Annotated in this window: 7 protein-coding genes; 2 read left to right on the forward strand and 5 right to left on the reverse strand. The window is 75.7% G+C overall.

The features are described from left to right. Positions 1–49: 49 nt before the first annotated feature. Entirely contained in the window at positions 50–244 is a 195-nt protein-coding gene (locus IE217_RS34515; protein WP_229865073.1) for a hypothetical protein, read from the reverse strand. A 41-nt stretch (positions 245–285) separates the two neighbouring features. After that, on the reverse strand, positions 286–1,713 hold the full coding sequence (locus tag IE217_RS06815; protein ID WP_229865074.1) for an IS1634 family transposase: 1,428 nt from the start codon (positions 1,711–1,713) through the stop codon (positions 286–288). A gap of 246 nt (positions 1,714–1,959) precedes the next feature. Between IE217_RS06815 and IE217_RS06820 the strand changes: the two genes are divergently transcribed. Next, entirely contained in the window at positions 1,960–3,312 is a 1,353-nt protein-coding gene (locus tag IE217_RS06820; RefSeq protein WP_190176807.1) for an FAD-dependent oxidoreductase, read from the forward strand. 526 nt (positions 3,313–3,838) lie between these two features. Here the strand turns inward: IE217_RS06820 and IE217_RS06825 are convergent. The 3 genes from IE217_RS06825 to IE217_RS06835 form a co-directional block, all read right to left on the reverse strand. Next, positions 3,839–8,149, reverse strand: a complete 4,311-nt coding sequence (locus tag IE217_RS06825; RefSeq protein ID WP_190176808.1) for a cation-translocating P-type ATPase — start codon at positions 8,147–8,149, stop codon at positions 3,839–3,841. Between the two features lie 9 nt (positions 8,150–8,158). Then, positions 8,159–8,899: a hypothetical protein gene (locus tag IE217_RS35310; RefSeq protein ID WP_373297965.1), complete on the reverse strand. Its 741-nt coding sequence runs from the start codon at positions 8,897–8,899 to the stop codon at positions 8,159–8,161. A gap of 363 nt (positions 8,900–9,262) precedes the next feature. After that, positions 9,263–10,012, reverse strand: coding sequence for a PaaX family transcriptional regulator C-terminal domain-containing protein (locus IE217_RS06835; RefSeq protein WP_190177025.1), 750 nt, complete (start codon positions 10,010–10,012; stop codon positions 9,263–9,265). 72 nt (positions 10,013–10,084) lie between these two features. On the opposite strand from IE217_RS06835, the gene IE217_RS06840 reads away from it, so the two are divergent. Then, positions 10,085–11,773 (forward strand): acyl-CoA dehydrogenase family protein, encoded by a 1,689-nt coding sequence (locus IE217_RS06840; protein WP_190176809.1) that lies wholly within the window; start codon positions 10,085–10,087, stop codon positions 11,771–11,773. Positions 11,774–11,791 lie beyond the last annotated feature (18 nt).

Raw genomic sequence — 11,791 nt, forward strand, 5'->3', positions numbered from 1 at the left:
GGGACGGTTCGGCCGTGTGACGAAGCAGGGGCATCTGGCCCGGTGCTATTCAGGTCCGTGGCCGGTGAGTTCGGGTGACGTCGATGCCGAGGAGTTCAAGGACGTGGAGCTGGACGCCCCGGGTGATCTGCACCATCGGCGGGTCGGTGATGGTGCCGATGCGCAAGGTGAGTTCGCCGAGGTGGTAGAGGATCATCCGGCCGGTGGGGCGGGCCCGGCGGTTGTCCGGGTAGAGGCCGGCCATGGTCTGCTGGGGGCCGAGAGCCCGTCTGACCTGGCGCTCGATCAGGCAGAAACACGAGCAGGGCCAGGCAGATCACCTGGATCAGGGCTGCGACGCGGTGGTTGTGCTGGACGAAGACCGGGGTGACCGCGAGTGGGCCTTTTGAAGTCGTGGTAGCGCCATTCGACCGTGCCCTGGCCTTTGTAGTGGATCAGGACCTGCGCGGGGCCGGCCTTGGTGCGGGGGATGCCGGCCAGCAGCGCGTACCAGCCGTCGACCGCGGCCTCAGCCTCCAGCGCCTCCTGGCCGAAGTGCCAGTGCAGGCGGGGGCCGTTGGCCTCGTACTCGGTGATGTGCCAGCGCAGGCAGGAGACCACGCGGCGTCTGGCGGCGATCACCCCGACCCGGGCCGCGATCTTCTCGCGTGTCTTGTAATGCCGCCCACCCGCCGCAGCGACGAGCTTGTCCAGCTCCGCGCTCGCCTTGGCCAGCCGGTTGGCCCGGGCCGCCTGCTGGCCCTTGGCATGGGCCGTGGAATGCACCAGGATCCGCCGCACCCTCAGTACCGGGTCGCGCTTGCGCGGCCCGGCCAGGGTATGGACGTCCTCCAGCACCTGGTAGACCTCCCGCTGGTCGGCCGGCTTGCCGGCGTCCCGGTCGGGCACCCAGTCCACGACCTGGGCCCGGGCGAGATCGAGCGCGGCGTAGACCTCGTCCTTGACCTGCGCGGCCGGGACCGGCGCGATGAACTCCGCCCCCGCCTGAAGCAGCGCGGCGACGTTCCGGTAGGACACCAGCTTGGAGTCCGCGACCATCAAGAACTTCTGCTCACCCGCCAGCTGGGACAGATCCCGCATCGCCCCGACGACTTGACTGGCCTCGGCCGCACCGCCACCGAAGACACGGGCATGGACGGGGACACCACCGTCGGCCGACACCGCGAGCCCGGCCTGGACCTGCTTCAGCTCGAATCGCCGGTCCTTGGGACGCCCGTAGCCGATGAGCGGGTACTGCTCGTCCTGGTCCTGCTCGGGGTAGGCGCCATGGACGGACATGCTGGTCATGTCCCAGTGCAGCCGCGCGGTGTCGATACCGAACTCGGCGATCGCCCGCGCGCCGACCGTACCCGCAACCTTCTCCAGGTGCGGGGCGATCGCGTCCAGAGGCCGGGCAAGACGGTCGTCGTTGAGCAGACCCGCCTCAATCCCGAAGACCTCCTCCACCGCCCAAGTGCGCGCCCAGTCACCGACCCGCACCAGCGGCGCGGGCGAGGTCAGCCGGTTCGCCACCATCGCCTCGATCACCTGCCCATGCGTCAGGTGCGCACTCGCACCACCTGGGCAGATCTCGTCGACGATCCCCGCTACGTCCAGCCGGCGCAGAAACTCGGCAGCGACAGGCAGAGCGCCCAGACGCTTCTCCACCACGGACGTCACCGCGCACTCGAAGCGCTGGCGCTGGGACCGTGGCCGCGGGGACCGGGAAGTCATCGACACACCCGGACCAACGCCCCACCACCAGTCCCGGACACCACCAAGACAACCAGATCATCCGAATCAATGACCTGCGAAGTGCGGGGCTAGCCGGCGTCCCGCAGCGCCGGGGCGGGCTCGCGGGCGGGGTGCATCGGCGACACGCCACGAGGGTGGGGCGGGAGCTCTCCCCCGGTGGGGTCGTCGGTGTCATGCTGGTGACATCAGCGATCTCCTCCGTCCGCCGGGGTAAGGGGTTCCGCCGTGCTGCGTGTCGCCGTCATCGGCTCGGGGCCGAGCGGGTGCTACACCGCTCAGGGCCTCGTCCAGCAGGACCCGAGCGTCCACGTCGACGTACTCGACCGGCTGCCGTGCCCGTACGGGCTCGTGCGGTACGGCGTGGCGCCGGACCACGAGAAGATCAAGTCGCTCCAGAACAATCTGCGCGCCGTCCTGGAGCACGAGCGCGTCCGGTTCCTCGGCGGGGTGCAGATCGGCGGCCCGCGCGGGCTGCCCGCGACCCGGCTGCTGGAGCTGTACCACGCGGTGGTCTACTGCGTGGGCGCGGCGACCGACCGCCACCTGGGCATCCCGGGCGAGCAGCTGCCGGGGAGCTGGTCGGCGACCGAGTTCGTCTCCTGGTACAGCGCGCATCCCGACGCCGTGGACGACGGGTACGTACGGGATGTGCGCAGCGCCGTCGTGATCGGCGTCGGCAATGTCGCCGTGGACGTCACGCGGATGCTCGCCCGGGGCGCGGCGGAGCTGAACCCCACCGACATGCCCGAGGCGGCGCTGGCCGCGCTGGCCGCGAGCCGGGTGCGCGAGATCCACATGGTGGGTCGGCGCGGCCCCTCGCAGGCCCGCTTCACCACCAAGGAGCTGCGGGAGCTGGGCGCCCTGCCGGACGCCGGTGTCCTCGTGGACCCGCGGGAGCTGGAGCTGGACCCGGCGTACGCCGAGCCCTCGGCGCTGCCCGCGGCCCAGCGCCGCAACGTCGAGGTGCTGCGCGGCTGGGCAGCGGCCCCGCCGGAGGGTCACGCGCGGCGGATCCGGCTGCGGTTCTTCCTGCGGCCCGTCGAACTGCTCGCCGTGGACGGCAGGGTGGGCGCGGTGCGGTTCGAGCGTACGGTGCCGGACGGGCGCGGCGGGGTGACCGGCACCGGGCGGTACGAGGACGTCGGGGCGCAGCTGGTGCTGCGGTCGGTGGGCTACCGCGGAGTCCCGTTGGAGGGGCTGCCGTTCGACGCCGCCACCGGCACCGTGCCGCACCAGCAGGGGCGGGTGCTGCGCGAGGGTTCCGTCGCGCGGGGCGAGTACGTGGCCGGCTGGATCAAGCGGGGCCCCACGGGCGTCATCGGCACCAACCGGCCGTGCGCGAAGGAGACGGTGACGTCGCTGCTCGCGGACGCGCCCGTGCTGGCGGACAGGCCGGTGCCCGAGGACCCCGTGGCGGTGCTGCGCGCCGAAGGTGTGGAACCGGTCGGCTGGGCGGGTTGGCTGGCCATCGAACGGGCGGAAGCGGAACTCGGCGCCTCCCTCGGCCGCACGGTGGTGAAACTCCCGGACTGGCAGTCCCTCCGCACGGCAGCAGCCACAGCGTCCCCCGCACCCTGAACAGGGCCGACCCGGACCCTGCTCCCGGCCCCGACCGGAACGGTGGCACGCCCCACGACCACGTCGCCCGCCCCCGGCACACGCCCGGCCGACCGCACCGGCCCCGCGCGCTCCCCCGGCCCACCGACCCGGCACACGCCCGGCCATGCACACGGCCCCGCGCGTCCCCGAGGCCCGCGTCGGCCCGGCACACTCCCGACCGTGCACACGGCCCCGCGCGTCTCCCCGGACGGCAGCGCCGGCCGGCGCGCTCCCGCCGCGGGCCGCCGCAGGCCGGCCGGTTCAGACCGGCGCCGGCTCAGCAGTGTCCGGCTGGACCGCGAGTCCCGGCTCCCGCCAAGGCCGTAGCACGGGCCGTGGCACGGCTCGGCGCCGCCCCGCCGTCCCGGCCCGCTCCCGACCGACAACACCGGCCTTGCACCACTCCGACCCCGCGCCCTTCCCCACCACACCCCGCGGCGGACCGGTCGGCCCAGGCCGACGCGGCCCACCCGTACACGCGCCCCTCACCCCGTGTTCGCGCCCCTCACCCCCGCGCCGCCTCCGGCAGCAGGCGCAGGATCGTCTCCTCCAGACGAGGCAGGGCTCGCTGGCCTGCCAGGGCCAGGGCGATCGCGGCGATCACTCCCGCCCAGGCGAGCGGGCCCAGGGGGGTGCAGCCGAAGAGGCGGCTCACGCCCGGGATCTGTACCAGGGCGACCAGGGCGACGGCCGAGCCGAGGGAGGTCACCCGGACCAGGGGGCTGTCGCGGCGGTCGAGCAGGGTCTGGGCGAGCTGGGTGCCGACGACCCCGCACAGGGCCATGGTGCCGGAGCGGCGGGTGGTGCCGGGGGTGAAGCGGCCGATCAGCCAGGCCGTGACCGCGCCCAGGCAGGTGGTCATGGCGCGGTGGCGGATCTGCCGGATCAGCGGCTCCCCCAGGACGCCGCCGGCCGCGTCCTCGGGCGAGCCGGCCCGCGCCTGCTCGGCGTCCTCCTTGGGCGTCACCGCCACCGCCATGGCCGGGAAGAGGTCGGTGAAGAGGTTCACCATCAGCATCTGGCGGGTGGACAGCGGCGCACGCCCCGACAGCAGCGTGCCGAGGATGCCGAAGCCGACCTCGCCCGCGTTGCCGCCGATGAGGATGGCGATGGCGTCGGCGACGCTGTGCCACAGGGCGCGGCCCTCGCCGACCGCGTCGATGAGGACGGTGAGGTCGTCGTCGGTGAGGACGATGTCGGCGGCGTTGCGCGCGGCGGCCGAGCCACGGGCGTTGATCCCGACGCCGATGTCGGCGGCGCGGATCGCCGCCGCGTCGTTGGCGCCGTCGCCGACCATGCCGACCACCCGGCCCGCGTCCCGCAGCGCCTCGACGACCTGGAGCTTCTGCTCGGGCGCGACCCGGGCGACGACCCCGGCGTCGCGCAGCATCCGGGCCCGGGCCGACCGGTCGGCGGCGGCCAGTTCGTCGCCGGTGACCACCTGGGTGTCATCGGGCCAGCCCAGCTCGGTGGCGATGGCGCGGGCGGTCTGCGGGTGGTCGCCGGTGAGCATGACGGGCCGTACGCCCTCCTGGTAGAGGCCGCTCACCAGGGCCGTGGACGTCTCGCGCGGCACGTCGGACAGCGCCAGCAGCCCGACGAACTCCAGGTCCGCCAGCCCTTGTTCGAGGGCGCCGGTCTCGTCCTCCCCTTCACCCAGCCGCCGTTCGGCGACCGCCAGGACCCTGAGGCCGGCGCCGGCCAGGTCGTGCGAGGTGGCGATGGCGTGGTCGGGCAGGCCGGTGCAAGCGGGCAGGACGGTCTCCGGGGCGCCCTTGACCACGAGGACGCGCGGTCCGTCGTCGGCGCGGCCCACGGCGGCGGCGTACCCGCGGGCGGCCTCGAATCCGAGGCCCTCCAACTGCGTCCAGCCGGCGTCGGGCGGGGCCGCGTCGAGGACGGCCTCGTCGGTGGCGTGCACCGGCCGGTCGGTGCCCCCGTTGAGGCGGGGGCAGGCCCGGGCGGCGGTGCGCAGCGTGCCGGTGGAAGCCTCGTCGCGGACGGCGTGCACGTCCCCCTCGGTGTCGGAGGCGCGCACGACGCGCAGCTTGTTCTCGGTGAGGGTGCCGGTCTTGTCGAAGCAGATGGTGTCCATCCGTCCCAGCGCCTCCAGCGTGCGCGGGGTCCGTACGAGCACTCCGCCGCGGCTGAGCCGCCGGGCCGCCGCGAGCTGCGCGACCGTGGCGACCAGGGGCAGGCCCTCGGGCACGGCGGCCACGGCGACCGCGACGCCGCCGCTGACCGCCTCGCGGATGGGGGTGCCGCGCAGCAGCGACAGACCGGTCACCGCGGCCCCGCCCGCGAGCGTCAACGGCAGTGCCTTGCGGGTGAGTTCCTGGAGCCTGGCCTGCACACCGGCGGCCGGGGGCGTGCGCGCGGCCAGGTGCACGGCGCGGGCGGCCTCGGTGCGTTCGCCGGTGTCCACGACGACGGCCCGGGCCTGCCCGGCCACCACGGTCGTGCCCTCGAAGACCATGCACAGCCGGTCGGCGACGGCGGCGTGCGGGGTCGGGTCGGTCTGCTTCTGCACCGGCAGCGACTCCCCCGTCAGCGCCGACTCGTCGACCTCCAGGCCTTCCTCCCACAGCAGCCGGGCGTCGGCGGGCACCACGTCGTCGCCCTTGAGCTCGATCACGTCGCCGGGCCGCAGCTTCCCGGCATCGACGGTGCGGGTGCCGCCCGCGGGCGCCTCGCCGGGCGGGGGCGCCACGCGCGCCTTCCGCTTCTGCTCGGCGAGCAGCCCGGACAGCGCCCGTTCGGCCCGCAGCCGCTGGACGCCGCCGACGAGGGCGTTCAGGTCCAGGGCGCCGACGACCAGCAGGGCGTCCATGACGGAGCCGAGGATCGCCGAGGCCGCCGATCCGACGGCCAGCACGGGGGTGAGGGGGTCGTGCAGTTCGCCGCGCACGGCCTGGCCGAGTTGCCAGGTCCAGCGGGCCGGGGCGAGCGCGGGGTGCCCGGTGACGCTGCGGGCGGTCTTGCGGACGCGGGTGGCGGCCTGCTGGAGCGGGGTGGGCACGGCCACCGGTTCCTGTTCCAGGCGCTCGCGGGCCTCGTCCCACTCCAGTTCGTGCCAGTGCACGCGCGGGCGCGGGTGAGGGGCGCGCGCGGCGGCCACCCCGAGGGCGGCGCGTACCCCGGACAGCAAGGCGGTGGCGGCGCCGGCGTCCACCGGCGCGTGCCGCAGTCCGGGCAGTACGGCGCGGCGCCCGCGGCCGCCCTTGGACTCGCCGACGGCCACGAGGAGCCCGGAGAGCGCGGCGCCGGAGCGGGCGAGCGTCTGGGAGCGGCGGCCCACGGAGCGGGCCGCCGGGATGGCGGTGAGCAGCCGCCACACGTCGGGCAGGCCGTGCAGGGAGAGGATGTCGGCGCCCCAGACGACGGCTCCGTCGCCGTCGGCGAGGGCGACGGCGATGTCGCTGGCGCGCAGTCCCGCCAGCACGTCGCGCTCTTCGGCCGACCGCATCCGGGCGATCGTGAGGACCGCGCCGCCCTCGCCCTCCTCCTCGTCGCCGCGCAGCCCGTGCACGACGTCGTCCAGCGGCCGCCGGGCGTCCACGACCTGGTCGGCGAGCCCGGTGAAGTCCTCCAGCGACGGATGGTCCACCACCACGACCTTCAGGCCGGCCCGGCGTGCCGCGTCCAGGACGGGTTCGGCCCACGGGTCGGCCTCGCCGTCCGCGGTGCGCAGGGCGCTCGGGTGCAGGACGACGGTGCCGGCCATCTCCAGCTGCCGCAGCCGCTCCGGGTCGCGCACCAGCACGCCCGTGCGGGAGAGCGTCGCACTGAGTACGGCGTGGAAGACGGCGGGGCCGTAGCGCGCGGCCTTGGGCGAGCCGGCCAGGACCGCCTCGGCGGCCTCGGCGATGTCCTGCTTGACCAGCAGGGTCGCGGCCGCGCCGATGAGGCTGCCGGCGGAGGCGTGGTTGGCGTACTCCTGGGCCGGGGACACGTGCAGCGGCGGGCGCGGGGAGCCGTCCGGGGGGACGCTGAGGCGGTGCGGTGCGCACAGTTCGTCGTGGACCGAGTCGAAGGCGGCCGAGCGGGCGACCGTCTCGGCCAGCTGGCAGGCGCGCAGCGCCCCGTCGAGCACCAGCGAGGTGGGGCTCTGTCCCGCGCCGTGCGCGGCGGCGTTGGCGCAGGCCAGCAGGAGGTCCATGCGGGGGGCGCCGAGGCGGGCGCGCAGCCAGGCGCGGAAGCGCGGGTTCTCCCGCAGCAGCGTCACGGTGGCGGTGACCAGGCGGGGCGACGGCGGCAGGCGCAGGGCGGAGGCGGTGAGTCCGGCGGCGATGCCGGCCACGTCGGCCGCGAGGGTGGCGGCGGCGGCCCGTACGCCCGCGGGGTCGGCCGGGTGCGTGGTCTCCTCGGGGTCTCCGGCGGCGAGGGCGAGCCCATGCCGGGCGGCGAGGTCGGCCGCGTGGTCCATGACCTCGTCGGCGACCTCGTCCTCGGTGACGGTGACGACCAGGCGCGCGAGGCCCTGGTCCCAGTAGGCGAAGAGGACGTCGGGCCGTTCGGCCAGCCGGGCGGCCAGGCGCCGCGCCAGGTGTTCGATACCGCCGGCGCGGCGCACCTTTTCGGGTTCCGCCGCGCGCACCCTGAGGTGCGCCCGTGTCCCGGAGCGCCAGTGGTCGCCGGCGCCGGGCAGCGCGTTGCGGGCGACCCGGGCCACGCGTACCGCGGCGTCAGCGCCGCGCACGCCGGCGCGCGCGGTTGTGGCCATCGCTCCGGCGGCCGCCCCGACCGCGGGGGCGGCCACGCGGGCGAGCAGCCGGGGGGCGGCGGACGCCGGCGCCGTCAGCAGACCTAGCACCATGACGCGCCCTCAGAGGGTGGTGCGGTCGGGCCGCGCCGTGGGGCCGAGGGGCCCGGCTGACGCCTGCGTGCCGGACGGTTTGCCCCGCCCGCTCCGGCCGGAGGCTGACGGGGTCTCCGGGGCGGTCTTGGCGGACTTGAGGGCCGCGGACGCGATGTCCCGCGCGCCGCCCGCGCCGGACGCCTTGCCGGCGGACCGGCCGGTGGCCCTGCCCGCCGTCTTCGCCGCGGACTTGCCCGCGGTCTTGCCGACGGTCTTGCTCGCGGTCTTGGCGGTGGTCCTGCTCGCCGTCCTGGTCGCGGCCTTGGCCGTCGTCTTGCGCGCCGTCGTCCTGGTCGCCGCCGTGGACGCGCGCTTGGCCGGCGCGGTCCGGGACGCGGCGGCCCCGGCCGGCTCACCGTCCGCGGTCACCGCTCCGGTGACGGCGGACCCTGACGAGCCCTGGACCGCGCCATCCCGTGCGAGGTCCGAGTCCGGGCCGTCCGTGGTGCCCGCGGGCCGGGGCTGGGTGAGCCAGGCCACGGCCGCGCCGGTGAGCGCGACGGGCCACTCCACCACGCCGGCGACACCGAGCACCCCGGCCCCGGTGTAGACGGCCAGCCGCCGCCCCCGGGGCGACACCGCGCCGACCTTGTTCAGTGTTCCCTGGGCGGCCCTGCCCACCGTCCCGGCGCCCGGCACCCGGCGCAGCACATGGGCCGCGCCGTGCAGGGGCGCCGCAAGGACCGACGACGACTTCCGCTCAGTCATGACTCTCCTCGCCTGGGGTGAGATCGCCTTTGGTGCCCCACGGGTGCCCGCGAGTGCGCAGGTCATCCCCGTCGTACTCAGGGAACGCCACGGACCGCGCCCTCGCCACCGGACGCCGCCGCGGGAGGCCCGGACGGAGAGCCCTTGCCGCGCGCTCCAGTGGCCGGATGTCATGCAGGGCAGGCAGGAGCAGGCAGGCGCACCACGGGACGTACTGGACGTACCGCGAGCACGCGGCCGTCGGGGATCGCCTACGAGCGACGGCCCCACATCGCGTCACCCACGAGTGACGCCTTCGCGACGAGTGGCGGCGACGCGGCCGCGGTGCCGCCCAGGGCTCCGGGCGCGGCCGCCGCGGTGCTCTCACCGGCCCGCACGGCCGAGCATCTCCTCGGTCAGCTCGCGCTGGTAGGCGGTGTACGCGGCGCGCAGGGCCGGGGCGGGCCAGCCGGCGGGCAGGAGCCCGGCGGGGAGCACGGGGTCGGCCAGCAGGTGCCGTACGACGGCCGCGAGGGCGGTGAAGCGGTCGGCGGGCCGGTCCGCGCGCGTCACCAGGACGAGCAGTTCACGCGCGGTCTCCGCCCAGGCGCCGAGCGGCCACAGGCTCGCGGCGAGTTCGGCGGCGGGCTCCTCGGGCCGCGCGGTGAAGCGGCGGCTCACCCGGTCGAGGCCTTCGGGCCAGGGGCGGGCGAGGTTGGCGGGGCGCAGCCAGACGCCCTCGCGCAGTTCGGCCAGGCGCAGGGCGGTCAGCCGGGCGCGCAGTTCGGCCCGCTCGGCGGGGCCGCGGCCGGTCGCCGTGACCGCGACCATCTCCCAGTCGCCGTGCCAGCGCCGGGTCTCGGGGTGCACGGCGGCGTCCTGGCGCCGCTGGCGCTCCAGCAGCCGCTCGCTGAGGCCGTAGACGGTGTCCGAACGCCACAGGTCGCCCGCCGTCACCATCCGGCTCAGCGCAGCCCGCAGGGTGGATCCGCCGACCCCGAAGGGCTCGACCGCCCGCACCAGGTCCTTCACCGGCAGCTCGGGCGGATGCGTGCCCAGCAGCAGGCTGAGGACCACCGACCGCGCGGACAGCGGTCGCAGGGCGGCCCCGGCGGGCTCCTGGGAGGTGTTCATGGTCACGTACTGTACGGACTCCGCCATATTGCATCATTGCTACGACCGCACGAGAAGTGCAACACTGGCCGTATGGCCTCCACACTCGAGCACGACCGGCAGCACGCCGCCGCCGTAGCCGCCGCCACCACCCACGACGTCACCAACCAGGCCCCGCCCCTGACCCCCTACGACGCGTCCGACGACGCGGCCCTGTTGGAGGGCCTGCGCCGGGAGGGCGCCGGATGGGCCGAGGCGGACCTGCGCCGGCTCGGGACGCTGGCCGGCAGCGCGCAGGTGCAGGACTGGGCCGAGCTGGCCAACCGGCACGAGCCGGAACTGCGCACCCACGACCGGTACGGCAACCGGATCGACGAGGTGGAGTTCCACCCCGCCTGGCACCACCTGATGCGGTCCGCGGTCGCCGAGGGCCTCGCCGGTGCCCCCTGGGCCGACGAGCGGTCCGGCGCGCACGTCGCCCGGACCGCGGGCGGGCTGGTGTGGGGCCACACCGACGCCGGGCACGGCTGCCCGACCTCCATGACGTACGCCGCGGTGCCCGCCCTGCGCGCCCAGCCCGAGCTAGCCGCCGTCTACGAACCCCTGCTGACCAGCCGCGTCTACGAGCCCGGCCTGCGGGTTCCGGCCGAGAAGCCGGGGCTGCTCGCGGGCATGGGGATGACCGAGAAGCAGGGCGGCTCGGACGTGCGGACCAACACGACGGCGGCGACGCCGACCGCCGAGCCGGGCGTCTACACGCTGCGCGGGCACAAGTGGTTCACGTCGGCGCCGATGTGCGACGTGTTCCTGGTCCTCGCGCAGGCGCCCGGCGGTCTGTCCTGCTTCCTGGTGCCGCGCGTGCTGCCCGACGGCACCCGCAACACCTTCCGGATCCAGCGGTTGAAGGACAAGCTGGGCAACCGGTCCAACGCCTCCTCCGAGCCGGAGTTCGACGGCACGGTGGCGTGGCTCGTCGGGCCCGAGGGGCGGGGCGTGCGGACCATCATCGAGATGGTCAACTGCACCCGCCTGGACTGCGTGATGATGTCGGCGGCGCTGATGCGCAAGACGCTCGTGGAGGCAGGCCACCACGCGCGGCACCGCAGCGCCTTCGGCGCCCGGCTGCTCGACCAGCCGCTCATGCGCAACGTGCTCGCGGACCTCGCGCTGGAGTCGGAGGCGGCCACCACGCTGACCCTGCGGCTGGCCGGCGCGGCCGACCGGGCGGTGCGCGGGGAGGCGGACGGCGCGGGCGAGGCGGCGTTCCGCCGGATCGCCACCGCCGTGGGCAAGTACTGGGTCACCAAGCGGGGTCCCGCGTTCACCGCGGAGGCCCTGGAGTGCCTGGGCGGCAACGGCTACGTGGAGGACTCCGGGATGCCCCGGCACTACCGCGAGGCCCCGCTGCTGTCGATCTGGGAGGGATCGGGCAACGTCAACGCCCTGGACGTGCTGCGGGCGCTCGGCCGCGAACCCGGCACCGCGGACGCCCTGTTCGCCGAGCTCGCCCTGGCCCGGGGCGCGGACGCCCGGCTGGACGCCGCCGTCGCCGGCCTCAGGAAGGACCTGGGCCAGGCGTCCCCGGTGGGCGCCCGGCGCCTGGTCGAGCGGATGGCCCTCACCCTCCAGGCCTCCCTCCTGGTCCGCCACGCCCCGCCCGCCGTCGCCGACGCCTTCTGCGCGACCCGCCTGACGGCCGACTGGGGCCACTCCTTCGGCACCCTCCCGGACGCGACCGGCTTCGACGCGATCCTGGAGCGGGCGCTGCCGACGTCGGTGTGAGCGCGGCCGGCCGTCCGG

Origin of the sequence: Streptomyces naganishii JCM 4654 (assembly GCF_014650575.1) — a bacterium.
Classification (GTDB): domain Bacteria; phylum Actinomycetota; class Actinomycetes; order Streptomycetales; family Streptomycetaceae; genus Streptomyces; species Streptomyces naganishii.

Coding starts and splice junctions, on each gene's coding strand:
- IE217_RS34515 (WP_229865073.1), bottom strand. CDS start 244: ATGGCCGGCCTCTACCCGGACAACCGCCGGGCCCGCCCCACCGGCCGG.
- IE217_RS06815 (WP_229865074.1), bottom strand. CDS start 1,713: ATGACTTCCCGGTCCCCGCGGCCACGGTCCCAGCGCCAGCGCTTCGAG.
- IE217_RS06825 (WP_190176808.1), bottom strand. CDS start 8,149: ATGGTGCTAGGTCTGCTGACGGCGCCGGCGTCCGCCGCCCCCCGGCTG.
- IE217_RS35310 (WP_373297965.1), bottom strand. CDS start 8,899: ATGACTGAGCGGAAGTCGTCGTCGGTCCTTGCGGCGCCCCTGCACGGC.
- IE217_RS06835 (WP_190177025.1), bottom strand. CDS start 10,012: ATGAACACCTCCCAGGAGCCCGCCGGGGCCGCCCTGCGACCGCTGTCC.
- IE217_RS06840 (WP_190176809.1), top strand. CDS start 10,085: ATGGCCTCCACACTCGAGCACGACCGGCAGCACGCCGCCGCCGTAGCC.